This is a genomic window from Kitasatospora sp. Xyl93 (assembly GCF_055383135.1).
This window is the reverse complement of sequence record NZ_AP029185.1, coordinates 1,985,868-2,009,242: the sequence shown is the minus strand read 5'-3', so window position 1 is coordinate 2,009,242 and position 23,375 is coordinate 1,985,868. Positions and strand designations below refer to the sequence as shown.

Sequence of the window (23,375 nt, the reverse complement as noted above, 5' to 3'; positions counted from 1 at the left end):
CTCCCCGCCCGGACGTCCGGGCACCCGCCCGCACCACGGGGAGATCAACCGCGCGGCCCCGGCCCGATACGGTTGGCCCTGTGCAAGCAGCAGGCGATACGAGCAGAGCGAACGCCGAGCGGCCCTCCCGGCGAAGGGGCAAGGGCTCCCGGCGCGCGGCCAAACAGGCCACCTGGCGCCGCACGGCGTGGGAGCTGGTGAAGGACACCACCAACACCTGCGTCGAGTACCGGGTCACCGGGCTCGCCGCGGAGGCGGCCTTCTTCACCCTGCTGTCGATCCCACCGCTGCTGCTCGGCCTGGCCGGCACCCTCGGCTACCTCGACGAGTTCCTCGGCGCGGGCACCATCGACCGGCTCAAGCACGACATCGTCTCGGCCTCCGGGACGGTGCTGTCGGACTCCTCCGTCAAGGAGGTCGTGGTCCCGCTGCTCAACCAGGTGTTCGACCACACCCGGCCCGACCTCGTCTCGATCGGCTTCCTGCTGTCGCTGTGGTCCGGCTCCAGAGCGCTCTACATCTTCATCGACACCATCACCGTCATGTACGGGCTCGACGGCAAGCGGGGCATCGTCAAGACCCGCCTGATGTCGCTGGGCCTCTACCTCGGCGCCCTGGTGATCGGCTCGCTGGTGCTGCCGCTGCTGATGGCCGGGCCGGGACTGGTGGAGAACGCCGTGCCGGGCGTGGCCGGGCTGGTCGGCGCCCTCTACTGGCCGGTCGCGATCGTGCTGCTGATCGTCTCGCTGACCACCCTCTACCACCTGGCCGTCCCGGTCTCGACCCCGTGGCGCGAGGACATCCCCGGCGCCCTGGTCGCCCTGGTGGTGCTGGTCTTCTGCAGCGTCGGCCTGCGGCTCTACCTGGTCAGCTCGGTCGAGGGCCCCTCGGTGTACGGCTCGCTGGCGGCGCCGGTGGCGGTGCTGCTGTGGATCTTCGTGGTGGCGCTCGCGGTGCTCATCGGCGCCGCGATGAACGCCGCGATAGACCGCCGCTGGCCCACCCTGGAGACCGCCGACGCGCGCGCCGAGAACGAGCGCGCCCACGAGGAGGCGGCCGCCGCGGTGGTCCGCGAGGTCGCCGCCCGGCGGGCCGTCGAACGGGCCCGGCGGGCGCGCGAACTCGGGCTCGCCGAGGGCGTCGAGGAGGAGTGGGGCGAGGACGAGGGCGAGGGCGAGGACGTGGACGCGCCCTCCGAGTACCCGGAGCGGTGGGCCGACGTGCTGGCCGCCGAGAACGTGCGCGGGCGGCTCACCGCCCGGGGCGGGCCGCACCACCGGCCCGGGCCGCCGCCGCCGGACAGCGACCGGCCGGCGGGGCCGGCGGCGGGGGGGCAGCCTGGGGAGCAGGCGGGGAGTCAGGCGGGGGCGGAGCCGGGGGTGCAGCCGGGCGGGGCGCAACCGGGCGGGGCGCGGCCCGGGCCCGTGCCGGGGCCGCCGCAGGGGCCGCCGCAGGGACCGCCGGGGCGGCAGGTGCCGGGGTATCCGCCGCGGCCGCCCCGACCGCCGTGGCCGCCGTGGGACGAGCGGTAGGCGGACGGCAGGAACAGGGGCAGGGCCTCTTCCGCGCATGCGGGGGAGGCCCTGTTGCGTCGGTGGGGGTGCGCACGGTGTCGGCGGTGGGCGGTCGGCGGTGGCCGCCCCGGTCGGCGCGTCCGGCGCGTCCGGCGACAGGCCGCGCAACGGCAGCTCGGGCGGCATCTGCCGGTGAGCGCCAGGGCGGCGACGACGTGCCCCGGCGGACGGACTGCGACCGCGGGGGCCGGCAGGGTCGGCTCGGTGGCGCCGCTACCCGGCGGCCTTCGCCGGGTGCCGTGGTCCGTACCCCTTGCCAGCCCTTGCCGAGCACCAGGCGGGTCTCGCCGACGGGCAGAACTTCGCCTGGGCAGAACACTGGTGGGGCCCGGTAAAGCTTTCCTCAGGTCCGGGTATTGAGCCGGGGCCCGGGTGCGGCGGGGCAGCGTCGGCGGGACACCATGGCCGGGCGCCGGGGTGCCCCGGCGGCGGGTGCCCGACGGTCCGGGCCCGCCGGAACGAGCGAGGTGAGCGGGCGGATGGACGCGGTGGTGGACGGCGTGGCGGGCGGTCCGGTGGGCCATCTGGTCGGCGGGCCCGCTTCGGCGCTCGCCTACAGCGGGCCGCCGCCGTGGCAGTGGTCCGACCTGGCGACCTCCTGGACGGCCGAGCCGCTGGTGCTCGCGCTGTCGGTACTGCTCGGGGCCTGGTACCTGGCGGCGGTGCGCAAGGTCGACCGGGCGGCGGGGGAGCGGGCCCGGTCCGGCGGTGACCGGTTCGGTGGCGGACGGTCCGAAGGCGGCCGGTCCGGCGACGGGCGCTGGCAGCCCACCCGTACCGCCGCGTTCCTCGGCGGGCTGCTGCTGTGGATCTGGTGCACCTGCTCCGGCCTCGGCGTGTACGACCGGATCCTCTTCACCGACCGGGCCGTGCAGGTCGTGCTGCTGCTGATGGTCGTCCCGCTGCTGCTCGCGCTCGGCGCGCCGGTCTCGCTGCTGGTCGAGGCGGCGCCGGCGGTCCGGCGGGGGCGCCTCCTGCGGGCGCTGCGCAGCCGCCCGTCCAAGGTGCTGATGTTCCCGGCGGTCTCCACCGCGCTGCTGATGGCGCCGCCCTGGCTGCTCTACTTCACGCCCTGGTACGAGTGGTCGGTGTCCAGCGGGCTCGGGAACGCGGTGCTGCACCTGGCGCTGGTGCTGCTGAGCCTCGCGTACTTCTGGCCGCGCCTGCAGCTGGACCCGGTCGGGCACGAGTACCCGCACCTGGTCGGGCTGTTCATCACCTTCGCCGAGGTGATCTTCGACGCGGCGCTGGGGATCGTGCTGATCTACGGCGGACACCTGGTCGCCGAGCAGTACTACCTGGCGCTCGGGCGTCCGTGGGGCCCGAGCCCGGCACAGGACCAGACCTGGGGCGGCAACGCGTTCTGGGTGCTGGGGGACCTGGTCGGGCTGCCGTTCCTGGCCGCGCTGGTGCGGCGGATGGTGGTGCGGGGGCGGGAGGAGGCCGAGGCGGTGGACGCCGAGCTGGACGCCCGCTTCGCGGCGGCGGCCGCGCGGGCGCGGGCGGCGGGGCGGCCGGAGGAGGAGACGGAGACGGAGGCGGAGATGCGGCCGTGGTGGCTCGACGACCCGAACCTCAAGCACCGGTACGGGGGGTAGGACGCGCGGGCCGGCGGGTCGACTGGCGGCGGCCGGGTGCACGTGGGTTGGGCGGGCCAATTTTGGTCCGCCAAGGCCTTCCTGACGCCCCCCGTGCCGCATTTCCGCAGGTCAAAAATAGGTTGGCCCGGATCCCCCGGTCCGCTAGCGTGTGACACGTCCGGTTCGGGGGCCATTGGGCCGCCCGAGGAGTAGAGAGCAGGAGGTGAACCCCGTGGTCGTTGTCGCCCCGATAGCTGCCCTGGGCAGCACTCGCGTTCACCTCCTTTTCCCGGCCGCCGGCTGAGCCCTTCGCGCCAGCCGTAGCCCGCCGGGACCATCTCCTCCCGAAGGGCCACTGCGTTGTTCAACGCTGCCTCCGTTCCGTCGTTCTCTTCTTCCTCTTCCTCCTCCTCGTTCTCCGACGAGGCCTCCGCGCTGACCGGCTACGGCTGGACGGCCGAGCTCGCGGAGCTGTTCACCCCGCTCGGCGAGGCCGGGCTGCTCCCGGCCCGGATCGTCCGGGTCGACCGCGGCCAGTGCGACGCCGTGATCGCCGACCCGGAGACGGGCGAGCCCCGTACCGTCCGGTTCGACACCCGGCCGGTGGGCGACGCCGACATGATCAACTGCCCGTGCACGGGCGACTGGGCGGCGGTCGACCTGTACGCCCAGCCGATGGCCTCCGTCGTCGCGCTGCTGCCGCGCTCCACCGCGATCATCCGCAAGGTGGCCGGCAAGCGCTCCGACGGCCAGGTGCTGGCCGCCAACGTGGACACCGTGCTGATCGCGTCCTCCCTGGCGACCGATCCCGACCTCGGGCGGATCGAGCGCTTCCTCGCCCTGGCCTGGGAGTCCGGCGCCGAACCGCTGGTCGTCCTCACCAAGGCCGACCTCGTCGACGACGCCGACTTCATCCGGGCCGACGTCGAGGCGGTCGCTCCCGGCGTCACGGTGCTCGTGGTGAGCGCCGAGACGGGCGAGGGCATGGACGTGCTCCGCGCCTGCACCCCCGGCACCACCGCGGTGATAGGCCAGTCCGGTGTCGGCAAGTCCACGCTCACCAACGCGCTGGCCGGCTCCGTGGTGATGACCGTCCAGGAGGCCCGCGAGGTCGACCAGAAGGGCCGCCACACCACGACCACCCGCGAGCTGATCCCGCTGCCCGGCGGGGGCGTGCTGATCGACACCCCCGGGCTGCGCGAGGTCGGCCTCTACGGTGGCGAGGGCGTGGACCTGGCCTTCGCCGACATCGCCGAGCTGGCCGAGGAGTGCCGCTTCCACGACTGCGGTCACCGTACCGAGCCGGGGTGCGCGGTGCAGGAGGCGCTGGCCGACGGCACCCTGCCGCAGCGCCGGATGGACAGCTACCTCAAGCTCCAGCGCGAGAACGAGTGGATCGCCTCGCGCTCGGACGCCCGGGTGGCCAAGGAGCGGCTGCAGAAGTGGAAGACGATCACCAAGTCGATGCGAGCCGCGGGAGGTCCGGTGAAGCGCTGAGCCCCGGCACCGGCCGGCCGCCGCGCAACGGCCGCCGGCCGGCCTCCGCCGGGCCCGCCCGGCTCAGCGGAGGTCGGCCACCACGCGGAAGCGCTGCAGGACCACCGGAGTGGTGTCGTCCACGGTGAACCCCGGGTCATCGAGGGCGTCGAGCATCTCCGGACTGCGCCAGAACCGCTCGTGCACCGCACGCCATTCGGCCACGCTGGTGCACCCCTCGCCCTCGTCCAGGGCGTGCTGGAGGTCGACCTCCGCGAGCGGGACCACCCGGACGTCCGTGGTCTCGATCACGGCGACCCTGCGCTCGTCCGAGTCGACGACCGCGGAGCGCTCCCCGGGCAGCGGCAGGGGATCGCCCTCGTGCTCGTAGTCGGCGACCAGGCCGGTGGTGCTGGTCTTGGCACCGTCGAGGATCGCGGCGACCAACTGGTCCCGCAGCGGACCGGGGAACGCGAACTCGGCCGGAGGCAGGGCGACGACGCGCGGGTCGTCCGGACCGGTGTAGGGCTGCTGGTCGCTCATGCCGCGAGAGTAACGGCGCGACGGCCGGCGGGCTCGCGAATTTCGGGCCGGGCGGCTCGTCGCGGGGAGCCGCGGGTTCCTCGGGTTCTCGGGTTCCCCGGGCGAGGTGGGTGGTGGGTGGGGGAGGGGGAGGGCCCCCGGAGGAGCGATCAACGGCGATGTCCGATTCCCGCCAGTCACCCCCCGCCCCGTGCCGCAAACTGGACAACGTGATCGACGACGACATCCGGTACCGAGCCGTGGACAGCCGCGACTCCCGCTTCGACGGGGTCTTCTTCACGGCGGTCACCTCCACCGGCATCTACTGCCGTCCGAGCTGCCCGGCCGTGACCCCCAAACGCGTCAACTGCGTCTTCTACCCCAGCGCCGCGGCCGCCCAGGGGGCCGGCTTCCGCGCCTGCCGCCGCTGCCGCCCCGACTCCGTGCCGGGCTCGCCCGAGTGGAACCACCGCGCCGACCTGGTCGGCCGGGCGATGCGCCTGATCGGCGACGGCGTGGTGGACCGCGAGGGCGTCGCCGGTCTGGCCGGCCGCCTCGGCTACAGCTCACGCCAGCTGCAGCGCCAGCTGACCGCCGAGCTGGGCGCCGGCCCGATCGCGCTGGCCCGCGCCCGCCGCGCGCAGACCGCCCGCCTGCTGCTCCAGACCACCGAACTGTCCGTCACCGACGTCGCGTTCGCGGCCGGCTTCGCCTCCGTGCGCCAGTTCAACGACACCGTGCGCGAGGTCTACGACCGCACCCCCAGCGGCCTGCGCGCCGAGGTCGCCGCCGGCCGCCGCACCGCGACCCCGGCCGGTGGGCTGACCCTGCGCCTCGCCTACCGCGGTGCGCTCGACAGCGAGCACCTGATCGACTTCCTCGCCCTGCGCGCCGTTCCCGGTGTGGAGGAGGTCGTCCCCGGCGCGCGCCCCGGCGTGCGCGTGTACCGCCGCACCCTCGCGCTCCCGTACGGCCATGGCATCGCCGAGGTCGACGGCCTGGCGCCGGGGGAGCCCCGCACCCGCGGTTGGCTCGACTGCCGCCTGCTGCTCGCGGACCTGCGCGACCTGCCGACCGCCGTCCAGCGCCTGCGCATCCTCTTCGACCTGGACGCCGACCCGCTCGCGGTCGACGACCAGCTCGGCGCCGACCCGCTGCTCGGCCCGCTGGTCCGCGAGCGCCCCGGTCTGCGCTCGCCCGGCCACGTGGACCCGCACGAGCTCGCCGTCCGCGCCGTCCTCGGCCAGCAGATCAGCGTCGTTGCCGCCCGTACCCTGGCCGGACGGCTCGCCGAGAAGTACGGCACCGCGCTGCCCGAGCCCAGCGGCGGTCTGCGCCTGCTCTTCCCGACCGCGGCGGCCCTGGCCACCGCCGACCCGGAGGACTTCGCGATGCCCGCCGCCCGCCGCCGCGCGCTCACCGGGCTGTGCGCCGCGCTGGCGGAGGGCGTGGTCCGACTGGACAGCGGGGCCGACCGGGAGGAGGCCGCGGCCGCCCTGCTGGACCTGCCCGGCATCGGCCCCTGGACGGTCGGCTACCTGCGGATGCGGGCCCTGGCCGACCCCGACGTCTTCCTCCCGAGCGATGTGGGCGTCAAGCACGGCCTGCTCCGCCTCGGTGCCGCCGGGGACCCGAAGTCCGCCGCCCGCGCCGCCGAGTCCTGGGCCCCGTGGCGCTCCTACGCCGTCCACCGGCTGTGGGCCGGCCCGGCGAGCCCCGGCCTCAGCACCGGCGGCAAACTCAGCAGCACCAGCAGTACCAGCAGCACCAGCGAGACCAGCACCGGAACGGAGAACGGACGAGCATGAGCACCACCGTCTACACCACCATGGAGAGCCCCTTCGGCCGGCTGCTGCTCAGCGGGGTGCTGCCCGAGGACGGCGGACCGGCCGCGCTGGCCACCGTCACCGCGCCCGGTCAGAAGTACGCGCTGGCCGAGCCCGCCGACGACTGGGTGCTCGACCCGGAGGCGCTCGCCGAGCCGGTGGCGCAGCTGACCGCCTACTTCGCCGGCAAGCGCACCGGCTTCGACCTCCCGCTCGCGCCCGAGGGCACCGAGTTCCGCCGCCGGATCTGGGCCGCGCTGGACGAGATCCCGTACGGCAGGACCGTCACCTACGGCGAACTCGCCGAGCTGGCCGGGCAGGAGCCGCGCATGGTCCGGGCGGTCGGCGGCGCGGTGGGCGCCAACCCGCTGCTGATCGTCCGCCCCTGCCACCGGGTGCTGGGCGCCAACGGCGCGCTCACCGGCTTCGCCGCCGGCGTGGACCGCAAGCGCTGGCTGCTGGACCTGGAGGGCGGCGCCCTGTTCTGACCTCCGCAGGCGTTCAACCGCGCCTTGCGCTCAACTCCGCAGGTCCACCCGCCAGTTGTTGCTGCGCATGAGCCTCCCGGGCGGGAACTCGAAGTCCGTCTCGCCGAGCAGCGTGAACCCGGCCTTCGCACAGACCGCGTTGGAAGCGGGGTTGTCCACGGAGGGGAAGGCGTGCAGGTGGGGGTGCGCGGCTTCGCGGCGGGCGGCCGCGACCGCCGCGCGGGTGGCGGCGACCGCGATGCCCCGCCCCTGGAAGCCGGGCAGCACGTTCCACCCCATCTCGTGGACGGTCCGGCCCTCCCAGGTCCGGGTGCCGTAGCCGACCGTCCCGACCGCCTCGCCCTCGGGCAGCAGCACGATCCGGTACATGCAGCCGAGCCCGGACGGGACGAAGTCCAGGTAGCGCCGGTGCCGTACGAGCAGCTGCTCCGGGCTCTCCGGCCCGCCGACGTGCTTCTTCATCTCCGGCGTGTTGACCCGGCGCAGCAGCGCGAGGTCGTCGTCCGTCCAGGGCTCGATCCGTACCTCTGCCGGTACGTCTGCGGTGGTCATGCCGGGGACGGTAGCGCCGGACGGACCCCGGCCACCAGCGGTTTATCCAGCTTCGGGGTCCTGTCCGGCGGCTGCCCTGTGTTCGGCCGTGACTTCCCGCTCGGCCGCAGCCCCCTACTCGGCCGCAGCCTCCTGCTCGGCCGCAGCCCCCTGTTCGGCCCCGGTGCCCGTCCGGGCGAGGGCGCGGGCGAGCTGTTCCAGCGCCGGCAGGGCGTCGACGACCGCCGCCCGGTCGGCCGGGTCCAGGGTGCCGAGTGCGGTGGCGATCCGCCGCTCGTGGGCGTGCTGCCAGTCGTCCAGCTGCCGCCGGCCGGCCGGGGTGAGGGCGATCCGGGCGGTGCGACGGTCGCCGGGGTCGGCCTGGCGGTCGACGAATCCGGCGTCGAGCAGCTTCCCGACCAACCCGCTGACGGTGTTGGGCGCGAGGCGCTGCCGCGCGGCCAGCTCGCCGACCCGCAGCGGTGCGGCGGCCAGCGTCTGGAGGAGTTCGACCTGCGCCATCGGCAGGGACTCCCACGGGTAGTCGGTGCGGATGCTGCTGCGCAGCGCGCGGCGCAGCCGGGTGACGGTGTCGGTCAGCCGCCGGGCGTGCTCGACCGCCGGGTCGGTGCTTCCGGTGGCGGAGTCGGGAACGTGTGGTGACGACGGCATGGCGGACAGCGTATCTCCTGGTGCGGGGCGGTCCGGCGGCCGGTTCGGGGTCCGCGGACGCGCCTGGCCGCGCCTGCTCGCGGCTCCGTCGGGGGTTCCGCCGCGGGCTCCGTGGCAGGCGTCCGTCCGGGGCACCGTCCGTGCCATGGAACGCGACCCGTCGTAGAGCGATCTGCTCGTAGCAGGAACATATCTGTATTCGATATATTCGTGCACATGAACGCCGCCACCCTTGCCTCGCGGCTGCTCACCGAGCGGCCCCGGCCACGCGGCATAGCCGGCTGGCGCCACGCCCACTGGCTCGCCGTCGCCACGGTCTGCCTCGGAGCCTTCCTCGGCCAGCTCGACGCGAGCGTCATCGCCCTGGTCTTCCCCGCCATCGGCCGTGACTTCGACGCGGGGTTCGCCGCGGTCGAGTGGGTCGCCCTGGCCTACCTGCTGGTCCTGGTCGCCCTGCTGGCCCCGATCGGCTGGCTGTCCGACCGCGTCGGCCGCAAGACGATGTACATCGGCGGCTTCGCGGTCTTCGGCCTCGCCTCGCTCGGGGCCGGATTCGCCGGCGGCCTCTGGGCCCTCGTCGGCTGCCGCGCCGTCCAGGCGGTCGGCGCCGCGATGATGCAGGCCAACAGCGTCGCCCTGGTGGCGCGCGGCGTCCCCGAGCGCGCGATGCGGCGCGCGCTCGGCATCCAGGCCTCCGCCCAGGGCCTCGGCCTGGCGCTCGGACCCAGCCTCGGCGGACTGCTGGTCGAGCACGCCTCGTGGCGCTGGGTGTTCTGGGTCAACGTGCCGATCGCGGTCTTCGGCATCGTGGCCGGCTGGTACCTGCTGCCCCGCACCCGCACCTGCGCGTCGGCCGCCCCGGCCGTTCCGGCCGCCGTCCCGGGCCCCCGCCTCGCCGGCGCCGGCCACAGCGAAGCCCGACTCTCCGAAGCCCGACTCTCCGAAGCCCGCCACAGCGAAGCCCGCCTCTCCGAAGCCCGACTCGACGGGCCCCGCGAGGACGGCCGCTTCGACCTGCCCGGCATGCTGCTGCTCACCGGGGCGACCACCGCGCTGCTGCTCGCCCTGTCCACCGCCTCCGGACTGCCCCTGCCCGGCTGGGCGGTGGCCGCCCTGCTGCTCGCCTCCACCGCCCTCACCCTGGCGCTGGTGCGCCAGGAACGGCGGGCCGCCCGCCCGATCCTGGCACCCGGCCTCATCAACACCCCGGGCGTGCGCTCCGGCCTGCTGGTGGCACTGATCGGCTACCTGCTGCTGTTCTGCCCGCTGGTGCTGGGCCCGGTGCTGCTCACCGGCGCGGGGGTGTCGACGGCCCACGCGGGCCTGGTGGTCACCCTGTTGCCCGCCGCGTTCGCGTTCGCCGCGACGGTCGGCGGCGGGCTGCTGCCCGGTGCCTGGCGGGACGCGACCAGGTGCCGCTTCGGCGCACTGCTCGCGGCCGCCGGACTGTTGCTGTTCGCCCTGCTGCCGGCCTCGGTCGCGGCGGCGCCCCCGCTGCTGGTCGCCGGGTACGGGCTGGGCCTGCTGCTGCCCGCCAACAACGCGCTGGTGATGCGGACGATCCCGGCGCAGTGCTCGGCGGTCGGCGGCGGCATGGTGAACATGGCCCGCAGCCTCGGTACGGCCCTCGGCATGGCCCTGTCCGTCCTCGGCGTCCACCTGGCGGGCGCCGAGTCCGGTGGGCGGACGGTCCTCCTCATCCTCGCCGCCGTCGCAGCCGCGGCCGCGCTCCTCACCCGGCCCACCCGGGCCTGAGGGCCACGGCTGGGAGGAACCGGCAGAACGGCGGACGGCCGGGGCGCGGCGGGGACGGTACGGGACCGTCCCCGCCGACGCCCCGGCCGTCCGGGGAGAGCGCGGGGCACACGGAGCACACGGACCTGCGGAACGCCCGCAACGCCCGAGGCGGCCCGCCCGCCGAGCGTGCGGAGCGGCCGCTCAGGAGGCTGGTATGCCGGGGGCGGCGCCACGCTCCTTGAGCATGTCGGTCATCAGCTGGAGCTCGGAGGTCTGGCCGACCACCATCGACTGCGCGAGCCGCTTCTCCGTCTCGTTCCCGGCCTTGTCGACGTAGCCCTGGGCCATCTCCACGCCGCCCTTGTGGTGCTCGATCATCAGCTGGAGGTAGTACACCTCGGCGTCCCGCCCGCTGAGCGTGCGCAGCTTCGCGATCTGGGTGTTGGTGGCCATGCCGGGCATCAGCGAACCGTCGTGGGCCTGGTACTCGTGGCCCATCTTCATCCACGCCATCGGCGTGGCGGTCGCGTGCTGGGACAGCCCCCACTGGTCGAGCCAGCCCATCATCATCCCGCGCTGGTTGGCCTGGGTGTTGATGATGTCGAAGGCCAGGGTGCGGGTCGGCTCGTCGGCGGTGCGGTCCCGGACGACGAACGACAGGTCCACGGCCTGCTGGTGGTGGGTCGCCATGTCGCGGGCGAACCCGGCCTCGGGGGAGTCGTCGGCCGGGACGGACAGCGTGGACGAGCCGGACGCGGAGGTCCCGCTCGCCACCAGGGCCGGCACCCCGAGCGCCAGCGCCACGGCGGCGGCCAGCGCGGCCGGCCACCACATCCGGCGGCGGCGCGAGGGCCCGCCCTCCTCGACGGCGTCCGCCTCGGCGTGCGCGGCGTCCTCCGTCAGGGCCCCGTCGGGGCGGCCCGGCTCGGCGGTCACATCTGCCCCATGGTGCAGGAGGCGCCCGGCTCCTGGGTCTGCTTGCCCTGGACGTACTTGGTGAAGAACTGCTCCACCCGCGGGTCGCTGGCGCTCTCCACGATCAGCTGGGTGCTCCAGGCGTTGAGGGTGATGGTGCCCTCCTCGTCCGGGTACGGGCTCATCAGCGAGTACGGGGTCTTCTTGACCTTGTCGGAGAGGGTCTTGAGGTCGTCCGGCGTGGCCTTGCCGTTGTACGTCACCCAGACCGCGCCGTGCTCCAGCGAGTGGACGGCGCGCTCGTTCTCGACCGGCTGGTCGTAGACGTGGCCCATGCAGTCCAGCCAGATCGCGTTGTGGTCGCCGCCGACCGGCGGGGTCATCGGGTAGGTGACCTTGTCCTTGACGTGGGTGCGGCTGAGCTCGCCGAAGGTCTTCACGCCCGGGATGTCCGCGTTGGCGGCGGTCTCCTTGTCCTTCTTCTTCTGGTTCTGGTCCATGACGACCCAGGTGCCGGTGGCTATCGCACCGATCACCAGCACGCCTGCCGCCACCGAGGCGAAGATCTTGTTGCGGCGGTCGCGGCGCTGCTCGGCGGCGCGCAGCTCGGCGATCCGGGCGCGGCGGTCGCCGCCGGCCTGCTTGCCGCCGGGCTTGTTGGACTGCTTGGAAGCGGAACCCATGGTGGTCGTCCTTGTCCCCGCCGCACCGGGTCGGTGGCGGCGGTCAGCTGGAGTGAGAGGAAGATCGGATCCGTCGGCGGTCGTGCCGACGGCGGGTTCCACTCAGGACCGGTGGACCTGGAGTTCGTGCAGGTCGGGAACCGGGTGCGAGCCGTCCAGCAGACCGGTCGGCACCACCCGGGGCAGCGCCTCGGGCGCGGCGGGGGTCAGCGGTGACACGGCGGGCTGCGGCTGCGGCGGCGGGTTCGGCAGCTGGGCGTCCTGCGGGCAGTACGGGTGGCTGGAGCAGCCGTTGTTGCGCGGCGGCTGGCCGTCGGCGGTGCAGAGGATCCAGTGCCCCTGCTCCTCGGCCGTCCGGTGGTGGTCCGAGGACTGCGCGGACTTGGTGACCTTCGCGGCGCGGCCGCTGTGGGAGGTCTGCCCGGTGGCGACCTGGACATTGACCACACTGACGACGGTGACGGCGCCGACCGTGGCCGAGGGCGGCGCCGGGTGTCCGGAGCCGTCCGCCGCCTTCGCCGGGCCCGCGCAGGGCAGCAGCGTCAGCAGCGCGGCGAGCAGCAGGACCAACAGCCGACCCACCGGGCGGCCCGCGGACGCGGCCCTCCCCGGTCGGGGTGAACTGGGGGCCGACGCGGTCATGCGCACATTTAATCAGCCGAACGAGTGATGCGATGCCCCCCATTGGCCCCCATTTTCGGCGGCGCGGACACCCGGATGGCCAGGAAACGCCCTGCTCCGGACACATCCGGCAAGCGCGGACGGAACGGAAGCGGACGAACCGATGACGTATCCGGCGCCGGTCCGGCGAACCGGCTGGTGAGCGCGGTGGCCGGGACCTTCCGGTGGGTGACCGGTTGTCGCCGAAACCCGGACAGGGTCGTCGCGGGTGGAGAACAATGTCGTCAGCCCGGCCCGCCGGGGGCGGCGCGACCACGGAACGACCAGGAGCCGTCAGATGAGCAAGCAGGGTGCACCCGCACAACCGCACCGGCCGGACGACGGCTGGTGGGACGCCGTCTACGACGGTCCGACGGGCACCCTCCCGGACACCCCGCACGCCGACCCGGGGGACGGCAGCGTGGACGACTGGTTCGACACGGCGGTCGGGCTCATCGGGCAGCAGCGGTCGGCGGAGCCGGAGCCGGAAGCGCAGCCTGAACCGGAAGCGGAGGCGAAATCCGAGCCGGAGACGCCCGGTGAGCCTGACGGTTCCGAGGGGCCGACGGGCTCGGCGGGCCCGGTGGGCTCCGAGATCTCGGCGGGCTCGGACAACCGGGACAGCATCGACGACTGGTTCGACACCGCGGTCGGCGTGATCGGAGGAACGGAGGGGATCGGGCGTCAGCGGACCTCCACCGAGACCCACCAGTTCCCGGCCCCCGCCTTCGCCGACGACGCACCGAAGGCGGCACCGAAGGCGGCACCGGAGCCGGAGGCCGTACCGGTCTCGGACCCGGTCTCCCTGGAGAAGCCGACCCCGCCGCCCACCCCCGAACCGGAGCCCGAGCCGGAGCCCGTCGCCGAAGCACAACCCGAACCCGAACCGGAGCCCGAGCCCGAGCCCGTCCACACCCCGGAGCCCGATCCCGATCCCGACCCCGACCCTGAGCCCGTGGTCCAGGCCGCGGCTGCCCCCGATCCCCGCCTGGCCGTCCGCGCACCGCTCGCCGACGGCGGCGCCGTCCCCCACGTCGGCGAACGCCCCCCGACCTACGGACCCGAGCCGACGGCCGTACCCGAGGCGGACCCGGGCGCACTGCGCGCGCTCGTACCGGACACCGTGCTGGACGGCGCCCAGTACGGATCGTCCGTGCTGCGCGCCGCCTCCGTGCGGGGCGACTCCGCGCGCTACCGGGGCGAGCCGCGCCGCGACTCCCTGTTGGTCACCCGGTTCGGCGAGGGGCCCGACGGCCTGCTGCTCGCCGTCCTCGGCGGCTTCGACCGTACGGGCGGGACTGCCGAGGAGGAGGCGGTCACCGCGGCGGCGGTCGCGGCCGCCACCGGGGAGGCGTGCCACCAGCTCGCCGCCGCGATCGGGCGCAGCCGGGCCGGACTGGCCGCCGACCTGCGCGACGGCGCCCGCGACCGGCTCCGCTACGGCCTCCAGCGCCTGGCCACCGGCGCGGCCGCCCCGCTGCGCGCCCTGGCGCCCCGGGCGGAGGGGGACGACAGCCCGTCACCGGCCTCGCTGCACTGCCTGATGGTGTCGCTGGACCCGGAGGCCGGCTACCGCGCGGCCTTCGGCGTCGGGCCGGGCGGGCTCTACCTGCTGCGTTCCGGTCACTGGATCGACGCCTACGCGGCCCGACTGCTGCACCACCCGGACGGTCAGCCGCCGGTCCCCGAGGCTCCGGCCCCCGGCCCGCGCCCGTTCCGCTTCCGGCTCGTCCCCGCGACGCCGGGCGACATCCTCCTCCTCTGCGCCCCCGGCCTGGCCCGCCCCATCGCCGACGAGCCGGCCGTCGCCCACTTCCTCTCCTCCCACTGGGCCCACCCGCACCCCCCGGGCACCGTCGACTTCCTCCGCCAGGTCCAGGTCCGTGCCAAGGGCTACGCCGACGACCGCACGGCCGCCGCCCTCTGGACCGAGTGACCCCGACCCAACCCGCGCCCTCACCCCGCACGAAAAGTCGGCCCGGCCGACTTCTCACGCCCCGCCCCCCGTGTCCCCTACCGCACAGGAAGTCGGCCCCACCGACTTCCTGTGTGCGGTGCCCGGGCACGATTCCCGCACCTGCGCGAGAAGTCGGCCTGATCGACTTCTCGCGCGGAGTCCCCTCTCACCTGCCGTACAGCGAGTCGACCGGGCGCACACTCATCTGCGGAGATCTGGCACCGTAAATCTGTAGACCGGTCTGCATATTCGAGCGTTGGGGGCTCGCACAGGAAGTCGGCTGAGTCGACTTCCTGTGCACGGGGACTCGGGGGTGAGAGCGAATCTGTAGATCGGTCTGCATATTTACCCCTCGGGCAACGTCCGGAGGCTGACCACTGCGCGAGAAGTCGGTCTGGTCGACTTCTCGTGTGCAGGCGTTGAGGTTGCCGCCGCCGGGAGGGGGTCGGTGGGTGTTCGGGTGGAACGATATGTAGACCGGTCTGCATATTTTTGCGACGGGGGATGTGAAGCGCTTGCACAGGAAGGCGGCTGGGTCGACTTCCTGTGCGCGGGTGCCTGAGCGGGTGCGAATAAGTAGACCGGTCTGCATATTTTTCCGGGTGGCTGGTTGGGTGCCTGCGCGAGAAGTCGGCGGGGCCGACTTCTCGCGCAGGGCCAGGGCCACGGCCGGCGCAGGGGCGCAGGTGGGTCAGGTGCGGAGGAGGATGGTGGTGACGGCGGTGGCCTGGGTGAGGGCGGCGGGGTGGTGGGCGTCGGGGAGGCCGATGGCGATGGGGACGGCGAGACCGTCGAGCAGGGCGCGGATCTGCACCGCGCGGTCGGCGGCGGGGCCCGGGGTGAAGTGGCCGGCGGCGGTGCCCTCCTCGATGAGGGCGACCAGGTCGGCCTGCCAGGGTGCCTCGATCTCCTGCTGGCCCTGGCGGATCTCGGCGCTCGCCGGGGAGCGGCCCCACACCTCGACCCAGAGGATCCAGCGCGGGTCGCCGGCCCCCTCCGGCAGGTAGAGGCGCAGGTAGGCGTCGAGGCGCTGCCAGGGGTCGAGGGCGCGGTCGGCGAGGGCCTCGCGGCGGCGGGCGCCGAGCTGGTCCTCGCTCCAGCGGAGGGTCTCCAGCAGCAACTGGTCCTTGCTGCCGAAGTAGTAGAGCAGGTGCCCGGCGCTCATCTGGAGCTGCTTGCCGAGCCCGGCCATGGTGAGTCCGGCGAGCCCGTGTTCGGCGATCGCGGCCCGGGCGGCGGCGAAGACCTCCTCGCGGGGTCGGGCCGGCCGGCGCGGGCGGGGGTCGGCCATGTGCGGATCTCCTCGGTGGCACGGCGCTCGGAAGGCGGCCCGGCGCTCGGAAGGCGGCCCGGGTGGGAGCGCGCGGCTCCCACCCGGGTGGGGCGTCAGAGCGCCTTCGGCTGCTGCTGGGTGATGCAGTGGATGCCGCCGCCGTTGGCGAAGATCTCGCGGGCGTCGACGAGTTCGACGGTGCGCCCCGGGTAGGCCTCGGCGAGGATGTCGGCGGCCTGCTGGTCGCGCGGGTCGTCGAAGGCGCACAGGATCACGGCGCCGTTGGCCACGTAGTGGTTGATGTACGAGTAGTCGACCGGCTCGCCGTCCTCGTCCAGCAGGACGGTGGGGGCGGGCAGTTCGATGACCTCCAGCGGCCGGCCCTGGGCGTCGGTCGAGGCCCGCAGGACGGCGACCAGTTCGCGGCAGACCTCGTGGTCCGGGTGCGCGGGGTCGGGCTGGACGTGGGCGACCACGACGCCGGGGCGCACGAAGGAGGCCACGATGTCGATGTGCCCCCGGGTGCCGAACTCGTCGTAGTCGCGGGTGAGCCCGCGCGGCAGCCAGATCGCCTTGGTGGTGCCGAGGAAGGCGTGCAGCTCGGCCTCGACCTCCTCCCTGGTCCAGTCCGCGTTGCGGCCCTCGCCGAGCTGGACGGTCTCGGTGACCAGCACCGTGCCCTCGCCGTCGACGTGGATGCCGCCGCCCTCGTTGATCAGCCGGGAGGCGAAGCGCCGCGCCTGCGTCAGTTCGCCGATGTGCTCGGCGATGTGCTGGTCCTTGTCCCAGCGGGCCCAGGACTGCGCGCCCCAGCCGTTGAAGATCCAGTCGGCGGCGGCCAGCGAGCCCTTGCCGTCGATCAGGAAGGACGGGCCGATGTCGCGCATCCACGCGTCGTTCAGCGGGCGCTCGACGATCTCGACCCGCTCGGAGACGTACTTGCGCGCCTCCGCGGTCTCACCGGTGTTGACGACCAGCGTCACCGGCTCGTACCCGGCGATGGTGTCGGCGACGGCGGCCCAGGCCTGGCGGGCGGCGTGCAGCTGCTCGGGGCCGTCGAAGGTGGGGTTGGCGGTGGGGAAGGCCATCCAGGTGCGGTCGTGCGGGTGCCACTCGGCGGGCATCCGGTAGCCGAGCGAGGCGGGCGTGGGGGTGGTCATCATCGCGTCCTAGGGGAGGGTCAGAGGAAGTAGAGGCGACTGAGCGAGACGCTGTCGGCGGGCTCGGAGCGCAGCGGCGAGCCGTCCAGGGAGACCAGTCCGGTCTCGGTGACCTCGACGTGGCCGACGCGGGCGTTGCGCACCATGTCGCGCGGCCCGATGCCGCGGGTGTTCCGCACGCCGACCCGGCGGCGGCGGGTGGGCAGCCCGTCGGCGGCCCGGTCGAGGTAGGCGCCGTCGGCGGCGGCCTGGGCGACGAAGGCCACCGAGATGTCGGCGGCGGTCGCGCCGTGGGCGCCGAACTGGGGCCCCAGAACGAGCGGTTCACAGCGGTCGGTGGAGGCGTTGGGGTCGCCGACCACGCCGTACGCCGGGAAACCGGCCTTGAGGACCAGCTGCGGCTTGGCGCCGAAGTGGTCCGGGCGCCACAGCACGATGTCGGCGAGCTTGCCGACCTCGATCGAGCCCACCTCGTGCGAAAGTCCGTGCGCGATGGCCGGGTTGACGGTGAGCTTGGCGATGTAGCGCAGCACGCGCTCGTTGTCGTCGCCGCTCTCCGTCGTCCCGTACGAGCCGGTGCCGTCGAGCGGGCCGAGTTCGGCCTTCATCTTCCCGGCCATGGCGAAGGTGCGGCGCACCGTCTCGCCGGCCCGGCCCATGCCCTGGGCGTCGGAGGAGGTGATGCCGATGACCCCGAGGTCGTGCAGCACGTCCTCGGCGCCCATGGTGCCGGCCCGGATGCGGTCGCGGGCCATCGCGGCGTCGCCGGGCAGGTCGGGCTTGAGGTCGTGCGCGGAGACGATCATGTCGTAGTGCTCGCCGAGCGCGTCCCGGCCGAACGGCAGGGTGGGGTTGGTGGAGGAGCCGATGACGTTCGGCACGCCCGCCATCTTGAGCACGTTGGGGACGTGCCCGCCGCCGCAGCCCTCGATGTGGAAGGCGTGGATGGTCCGGCCCTCCAGCACCTTCAGGGTGTCCTCGACCGACAGGCACTCGTTCAGGCCGTCGGTGTGCAGGGCGACCTGGACGTCGTACTCCTCGGCGACCCGCAGCGCGGTGTCCAGGGCGCGGGTGTGCGCGCCCATGTCCTCGTGCACCTTGAAGCCGGACGCGCCGCCCTCGGCCAGCGCCTCGATCAGCGGGGCCTCGTCGGAGGACGAACCACGGCCCAGGAAGCCGATGTTGACGGGCCAGGCGTCGAACGCGTTGAAGGCGTGGCGCAGCGCCCAGGGCGAGTTGACGCCGACGCCCCAGACCGGGCCGAACTCCTGGCCGATGATCGTGGTGACGCCGGAGGCCAGCGAGGCCTCCATGATCCGCGGCGAGAGCAGGTGGACGTGGGTGTCGATGGCGCCGGCGGTGGCGATCAGGCCCTCGCCGGAGACGATCGTGGTGCCGGTGCCGACGACCACGTCGACGCCGTCCAGGGTGTCCGGGTTGCCCGCCCGCCCGATCGAGGCGATCCGGCCGCCGATCAGGCCGATCGAGGTCTTGCGGATGCCCTGGACCGCGTCGATCACCAGCACGTTGCTGATCACCACGTCGCAGGTGTCCCGGACGGCGGCGGGCTTGAGGTGCAGGCCGTCGCGGGCGGTCTTGCCGAAGCCGGCCAGGAACTCGTCGCCGGGCGCCTGGGAGTCGGACTCCACGCGGACGATCAGTCCGCTGTCGCCGAGCCGGACGCGGTCCCCGGCGCGCGGGCCGTGCACGGAGATGTAGTCGTGGGGAGAGATCGCCGTCACGAGGGCACCTCCGAGTCGTCGAAGCTGGTCAGGTAGCCGGTCGCGCGGGCCTTCGCGAGGGCGGCCTCCTTCGCGCCGGGCGCGTCGAGGGGACCGTCCACGAGCCCCGCGAAGCCGATCGCGACCCGCTCGCCGCCGATCGGCACCAGGCCGACCTCCACGGTGCTGCCCGGGTCGAAGCGGACCGAGGAGCCGGCCGGGACGGCCAGGTGGGTGCCGTAGGCGGCGGCCCGGTCGAAGGCCAGACGCGGGTTGGCCTCGAAGAAGTGGAAGTGCGAGGTGACCGAGATCGGCACCCCGGAGGTGTTGTGGACGGGGAGCAGCAGGGTCTCCTCGACCGGGTCGTAGCCGGTGCCGTCACCGATCAGCGCGCCGCCGGGGGCCTCGTCGCCGAGCGAGCCGGCGCCGCGGAACGGGTCGTTGACGACGGCGAGGCGGGTGCCGTCGTCGAAGACCGCCTCGACCTGGACGACGGTGACCACGTCCGGCACGCCGGGCAGCACGTCCTCGGCGGTCAGCACGGAGCGGCCGGCCTCGATGGCCTCGGCCAGGCGTCGGCCGTCGCGGGCGGCCTCGCAGACGGTGTCCGCGATCAGGGCGGTGGCCTCGGGGATGTTGAGGCGCACGCCCCGGGCGCGGCGGGCGCGGGCCAGCTCGGCTGCTGTGAAGATCAGCAGCCGGTCCCGCTCGGTGGGGGTCAGTCGCACGGTTCCTCGCTCGCGGTCGCCGGGGGAGGGGGTCGGCTCGGGGCCTCGGAAGGGGTCCGGTCCCGGAAGGGGGCCGGGGCTCGGATGCTCCGGGGGCGATGTTAGAACGTCGTTCAAACATCTCGGGTCATTGAACCCGCACCGGGCCGCCCTGTCCAGCGTTGCCGCTGCGCGGGCGTTCGGCTTGCTGGGCGGGGGATGGGGGTGAGCGGCCCGGACGGGACAGGATGCGCCCGCGAGAGCCCCAGTCCCGACGCCCGGCCCCCGGCCCCCGGCGCCCGGCCCCGGCGCGTCCCGGCGCTCCCCTCGCCCCCGGCGCGCGGCGGGTGCGGGGGAGGGGCGCGCAGGCGGGCGCACGGTCCGTACGGGCGCCGGGTGTGCGCGGGCTCGGGCGGGGGCGTCCTCGAAAACGGCCTCTGCGCTTCGCAAACCTGTCCGGCGCGGGCAGTTGGATCACGCGAACCACCCCGTGCCCCTTTCACCCCACGTGATCGGACGCACACTGTTGCAAACGCCGTCAACTGGGCATGAGGATGAGTGGTCAGATCGAGGGGGCCACCCGGCCGGCGGGGGATCCGGAGGCGGGGGCCTGGGATTCAGGGCGGGGGCATGGGTTGATGGACGGTCAGTCGCGATTCCCGCGGCAGCGGACGAGTTCCGGCGACGCCTACCGGTCCGGGCCGGTCCAGGGGCCGGTCGGCGGCACCGGGACGACCCTGCCGGGCTCACCGGCTCCGGGTTGTGCCGTGCACCGCCGGCTGCACCTGGCGCTCGACCCGGCGGACCTGGTCGGGGTGGGCGCGGTCCGGCGGCGGCTGCGGTCGGCGCTGAGCCACTGGGGGGTGCCGGAGCTGTCCGACACCGCCGAGCTGCTCACCTCCGAGCTGGTCACCAACGCGCTGCTGCACACCGGCAAGGGCGCGGTGTTCGACGCGGTGCTCGGCTCGGACCACCGGCTGCGGGTCGAGGTGCAGGACGGCACCAGCAGACTGCCCGGTCGCCGGCGCGATCCGGAGGCCGAGTACGCGACCTCGGGGCGCGGCCTGCTGCTGGTGGAGGCGCTCGCGGACTCCTGGGGCGTGCAGCTGCGCGGCGACGGCAAGGTCACCTGGTTCGAGCTCGCCACGCCATGAGCCGGCGCGGTCGTCCCGGCGCCACCGGCCGGCCCCGGCCCGGCGCCGGCCGCCGGGTCGTACGATGGTTCGCCGTCGATTGATTCGCCGTCGAAGGAAGCCCTGAACAGAAGGCGGAACGGAAGATTTCCGGCCCGTTGGCATTGCCGCTCGGCCGAACATTGGCCAGGATGGTGGGAATGTGTGTCCACGTGCGGGAAGCAGCGGGGAGACCGAACCTCGACTGGCCACCGTCCGTCGCACCGTCCTATCCAGCACGACCCATCACACCGCCACGCGGCCCGTCCGGACGGTCGGCGCGGTCCGCCACGGCAGCGGCAGGAGCAGCATGCCCACTGAGCCCGAGTCGCCGGGGCCGGCGCTTCCTCCCGGCGCGGCGCCCACCGTCGAGCCGCGAGCGGTAGAGCCGCGAACCGTCGAGCCGCGAGCGGTAGAGCCGCGAACCGTGGCCCCCCGGACCACGGCCTCCCGGACCGTGGAGCCGCGCGTGGCCGAGCAGCCCGGCCCCACCGGCACCGGCCGGGCCCGCCCGCCCGCCCAGCCCTCGCGCCGCGGCTCCGTGGTGCGCCCGTCCCCGAGCCTCGCCGCCGCCCGGCTGGCGCCCGTGCTGTCGGGCGGGCTGCCGCCGTCCTCCGCGGACACCATGCCGGACTGGCTGGAGCCCGCGATGGCCGCCAACGGCATCGGCTCCTTCGACTGGGACATCCGCCGCGACGTCCTGGAGGGCGACCAGCGGGCCTGCGCCATCGTCGGACTGGACGCCCTGGAGCACGGCCGCTTCGACCGCACCGCCGCCTCCTTCCTGTCCCTGCTGCACCCCGAGGACGCGCCCGTGGTGCGCCGCCGGGTCGAGCGCGCGGTGGCCGAGCTGGGCCAGTGCGGCGCCTACTACCGCACGGTCGGGGCGAAGGGCGGCATGCGCGCGGTGCGCTTCCGCGGCCGGGTGCTCGCCGACGCCTTCGGCCGGGCCTCCCGGATGGTCGGCTTCGTCTGGGACGCCACCGTCGAGCTGCACAAGCGCGACCACGCCGACCGGATGGCCCTGCTGCGCGAGGAGCGCTCCCGGTTCATCAAGGAGGCGGCGCGCGCCCTCTCCGAAGCCGTCACTGTGCGTGACGTGGCCCGGGTGTTCACCGAGCTGCCGCTGCCCGGGCTGCCCCCGGACGGCCTGGTGCTGGCCTCCTTCGAGGCCGGACGGGCGCAGATCCTCGGCGCCTCCGGCTACCGCGCCGACTCGCTGGCGGTCTGGGACCGCACCGTGCTGCCGGCCGGCCACCCGGCCGCCGAGGCGCTGCGCCACCGCGCGCCGGTCTTCGTCTCCACCCGCGAGGAGTTCCGCGAGGGCTACCCGGAGGTGTGGGAGCCGACCAGCCGCACCGGCCGCAGCTCCTGGGCGTACCTGCCGCTGGTGGCCAGCGGTCGGGCGATCGGCGTCTGCGTGGTCAGCTTCGACGACGAGCGCGAGCTGGACGCGGACGAGCGCACCCTGCTGTCCACCCTGGGCGGGCTGGTCGCCCAGTCGCTGGCCCGGGCCCGGCTGCACGACGCCGAGCACGAGCTCGCGGCCGGCCTCCAGCGGGTGATGCTGCCGCGCACCGTCCCGTCCATCCCGGGCGTCAGCACCGCCGTGCGCTACATCGCGGCCGGCTCCGGCCTCCAGATCGGCGGTGACTGGTACGACGTGGTGCCGCTGCCCGGCGGGCACGTCGGCCTGGTGATCGGCGACGTCCAGGGCCACGACGTGCACGCCGCCGGGATCATGGGCCAGCTGCGGATCGCGCTGCGCGCCTACGCGGCCGAGGGCCACCCGCCCGCCGCCGTGATGGCCCGCGCCTCCCGCTTCCTCGCGGACCTGGACACCGACCACTTCGCGACCTGCACCTACGCCGAGGTCAACGTGGACTACGGCGTGGTCTACGCCGTCCGGGCCGGCCACCTCGACCCGGTGGTGCGCCGCGCGGACGGCACCGCCGCCGTGGTGCCGGTGGCCGGCGGGCTGCCGCTGGGCATCGACCCGGACCAGGAGTACCGGGTCACCCGGTTCAGCCTGGACCCGGGCGAGACCGTGCTGCTCTGCACCGACGGCCTGGTCGAGGCGCGCGGCATGGACCTGGACGAGGGCGTCGCCCGGCTCACCCGGGTGCTCGCCCGCCCGCTGCCGGACGCGGCGGAGGCCGCCCGCGACCCGCTGGAGGAGTTGGCCGACCGGATCTCCTCCCAGGCCGCCGACTCCGGCGAGCGCGAGGACGACATAGCGCTGCTGCTCCTGCGCTGGGACGGCCCGGCCGGCGGTCTGGCCGCCCAGCAACTGCGCCGCCGGATCGGGCAGGCCGACCTGGCGCGGGTCGCCGAGGTCCGGGCCGAGCTGCGCGACGCGCTGCGCCGCTGGGGCGTGGCCGAGTTCATCGACACCGCCGAACTGCTCTCCTCCGAGCTGGTCACCAACGCCATCCGGCACACCGACCGGGACGCCATGTTCACCGCCCGGCTCTACCGGGAACCGGAGGCGGACGGCGGCCGGGCCCGGCTGCGGGTCGAGGTGGAGGACGAGTCGGACCTCTGGCCGACCCGCCGGACGCCGGGGGAGCAGGCCTCCTCCGGGCGCGGGCTGATGCTGGTGGAGGCGCTCGCGGACTCCTGGGGCGTGGAGCCGCGCGGCTCCGGCAAGCGGATGTGGTTCGAGCTCAGCGGACTGGCGGCGGCCGCGGCCTGATCCCCCGTCCGGACCCCCGCGGCACC

Annotated in this window: 19 protein-coding genes; 9 read left to right on the top strand and 10 right to left on the bottom strand. The window is 74.4% G+C overall.

From position 1 onward, the window contains the following. The first annotated feature begins 80 nt into the window (after positions 1 to 80). From ACZ5GH_RS08585 to rsgA, 3 genes are all read left to right on the top strand, one after another. Positions 81 to 1,532, top strand: coding sequence for a YihY/virulence factor BrkB family protein (locus ACZ5GH_RS08585; protein WP_464333852.1), 1,452 nt, complete (start codon positions 81 to 83; stop codon positions 1,530 to 1,532). A 509-nt stretch (positions 1,533 to 2,041) separates the two neighbouring features. Next, positions 2,042 to 3,172: a cytochrome c oxidase assembly protein gene (locus tag ACZ5GH_RS08580; protein WP_464333851.1), complete on the top strand. Its 1,131-nt coding sequence runs from the start codon at positions 2,042 to 2,044 to the stop codon at positions 3,170 to 3,172. A gap of 342 nt (positions 3,173 to 3,514) precedes the next feature. Then, positions 3,515 to 4,651 (top strand): ribosome small subunit-dependent GTPase A, encoded by a 1,137-nt coding sequence (rsgA, locus tag ACZ5GH_RS08575; RefSeq protein ID WP_387758068.1) that lies wholly within the window; start codon positions 3,515 to 3,517, stop codon positions 4,649 to 4,651. Between the two features lie 63 nt (positions 4,652 to 4,714). Here the strand turns inward: rsgA and ACZ5GH_RS08570 are convergent, their stop codons facing one another. After that, the gene (locus ACZ5GH_RS08570; RefSeq protein WP_387758070.1) at positions 4,715 to 5,173 is read right to left on the bottom strand and encodes an ASCH domain-containing protein; all 459 of its coding nucleotides are present in this window, start codon (positions 5,171 to 5,173) and stop codon (positions 4,715 to 4,717) included. Positions 5,174 to 5,331: 158 nt separating this feature from the next. On the opposite strand from ACZ5GH_RS08570, the gene ACZ5GH_RS08565 reads away from it, so the two are divergent. Further along, positions 5,332 to 6,960 (top strand): DNA-3-methyladenine glycosylase 2 family protein, encoded by a 1,629-nt coding sequence (locus tag ACZ5GH_RS08565; protein WP_387758072.1) that lies wholly within the window; start codon positions 5,332 to 5,334, stop codon positions 6,958 to 6,960. Further along, positions 6,957 to 7,466 carry a methylated-DNA--[protein]-cysteine S-methyltransferase gene (locus ACZ5GH_RS08560; RefSeq protein ID WP_387758074.1) on the top strand — a complete coding sequence of 170 codons (510 nt, stop codon included), beginning with the start codon at positions 6,957 to 6,959 and terminating at the stop codon, positions 7,464 to 7,466. Before ACZ5GH_RS08565 ends, ACZ5GH_RS08560 begins: the two co-directional genes overlap by 4 nt. Positions 7,467 to 7,496: 30 nt before the next feature. On the opposite strand, the gene ACZ5GH_RS08555 is transcribed toward ACZ5GH_RS08560, so the two are convergent. Both ACZ5GH_RS08555 and ACZ5GH_RS08550 read right to left on the bottom strand, forming a co-directional pair. Then, positions 7,497 to 8,018 (bottom strand): GNAT family N-acetyltransferase, encoded by a 522-nt coding sequence (locus ACZ5GH_RS08555; protein WP_464333850.1) that lies wholly within the window; start codon positions 8,016 to 8,018, stop codon positions 7,497 to 7,499. A 114-nt stretch (positions 8,019 to 8,132) separates the two neighbouring features. Beyond that, a complete protein-coding gene (locus tag ACZ5GH_RS08550) occupies positions 8,133 to 8,669 on the bottom strand; it encodes a MarR family winged helix-turn-helix transcriptional regulator (protein WP_464333849.1) in 537 nt (178 codons plus the stop codon). 216 nt (positions 8,670 to 8,885) lie between these two features. Here ACZ5GH_RS08550 and ACZ5GH_RS08545 point away from each other — a divergent pair, with 216 nt between their 5' ends. Beyond that, positions 8,886 to 10,424, top strand: coding sequence for an MFS transporter (locus tag ACZ5GH_RS08545; protein WP_387758079.1), 1,539 nt, complete (start codon positions 8,886 to 8,888; stop codon positions 10,422 to 10,424). Between the two features lie 183 nt (positions 10,425 to 10,607). Here the strand turns inward: ACZ5GH_RS08545 and ACZ5GH_RS08540 are convergent, their stop codons facing one another. The 3 genes from ACZ5GH_RS08540 to ACZ5GH_RS08530 form a co-directional block, all read right to left on the bottom strand. Next, complete coding sequence (locus ACZ5GH_RS08540) at positions 10,608 to 11,342, bottom strand: DUF305 domain-containing protein (RefSeq protein ID WP_464333848.1); 735 nt, start codon at positions 11,340 to 11,342, stop codon at positions 10,608 to 10,610. Further along, the gene (locus tag ACZ5GH_RS08535; RefSeq protein ID WP_387758082.1) at positions 11,339 to 12,004 is read right to left on the bottom strand and encodes a DUF3105 domain-containing protein; all 666 of its coding nucleotides are present in this window, start codon (positions 12,002 to 12,004) and stop codon (positions 11,339 to 11,341) included. Before ACZ5GH_RS08535 ends, ACZ5GH_RS08540 begins: the two co-directional genes overlap by 4 nt. A 102-nt stretch (positions 12,005 to 12,106) precedes the next feature. Then, positions 12,107 to 12,646 (bottom strand): hypothetical protein, encoded by a 540-nt coding sequence (locus tag ACZ5GH_RS08530; RefSeq protein WP_401116509.1) that lies wholly within the window; start codon positions 12,644 to 12,646, stop codon positions 12,107 to 12,109. Positions 12,647 to 12,962: 316 nt separating this feature from the next. Between ACZ5GH_RS08530 and ACZ5GH_RS08525 the strand changes: the two genes are divergently transcribed. Next, positions 12,963 to 14,600, top strand: coding sequence for a hypothetical protein (locus tag ACZ5GH_RS08525; protein ID WP_464333847.1), 1,638 nt, complete (start codon positions 12,963 to 12,965; stop codon positions 14,598 to 14,600). A gap of 712 nt (positions 14,601 to 15,312) precedes the next feature. Here the strand turns inward: ACZ5GH_RS08525 and ACZ5GH_RS08520 are convergent. The 4 genes from ACZ5GH_RS08520 to ACZ5GH_RS08505 all read right to left on the bottom strand — a co-directional run bounded on the left by ACZ5GH_RS08520 (position 15,313) and on the right by ACZ5GH_RS08505 (position 19,503). Further along, positions 15,313 to 15,912, bottom strand: coding sequence for a TetR/AcrR family transcriptional regulator (locus tag ACZ5GH_RS08520; protein ID WP_387758086.1), 600 nt, complete (start codon positions 15,910 to 15,912; stop codon positions 15,313 to 15,315). Between the two features lie 95 nt (positions 15,913 to 16,007). Continuing rightward, positions 16,008 to 17,057, bottom strand: a complete 1,050-nt coding sequence (locus ACZ5GH_RS08515; protein ID WP_387758088.1) for an agmatine deiminase family protein — start codon at positions 17,055 to 17,057, stop codon at positions 16,008 to 16,010. A 17-nt stretch (positions 17,058 to 17,074) separates the two neighbouring features. After that, entirely contained in the window at positions 17,075 to 18,796 is a 1,722-nt protein-coding gene (locus ACZ5GH_RS08510) for an urease subunit alpha (RefSeq protein WP_387758090.1), read from the bottom strand. Further along, positions 18,793 to 19,503 carry an urease subunit gamma gene (locus tag ACZ5GH_RS08505; RefSeq protein WP_387758092.1) on the bottom strand — a complete coding sequence of 237 codons (711 nt, stop codon included), beginning with the start codon at positions 19,501 to 19,503 and terminating at the stop codon, positions 18,793 to 18,795. Before ACZ5GH_RS08505 ends, ACZ5GH_RS08510 begins: the two co-directional genes overlap by 4 nt. A 746-nt stretch (positions 19,504 to 20,249) precedes the next feature. Between ACZ5GH_RS08505 and ACZ5GH_RS08500 the strand changes: the two genes are divergently transcribed. Together ACZ5GH_RS08500 and ACZ5GH_RS08495 are read left to right on the top strand one after the other, a co-directional pair. Further along, positions 20,250 to 20,636, top strand: coding sequence for an ATP-binding protein (locus tag ACZ5GH_RS08500; RefSeq protein WP_387758094.1), 387 nt, complete (start codon positions 20,250 to 20,252; stop codon positions 20,634 to 20,636). A gap of 487 nt (positions 20,637 to 21,123) precedes the next feature. Continuing rightward, positions 21,124 to 23,349, top strand: a complete 2,226-nt coding sequence (locus ACZ5GH_RS08495) for an ATP-binding SpoIIE family protein phosphatase (RefSeq protein WP_387758096.1) — start codon at positions 21,124 to 21,126, stop codon at positions 23,347 to 23,349. Positions 23,350 to 23,375 lie beyond the last annotated feature (26 nt).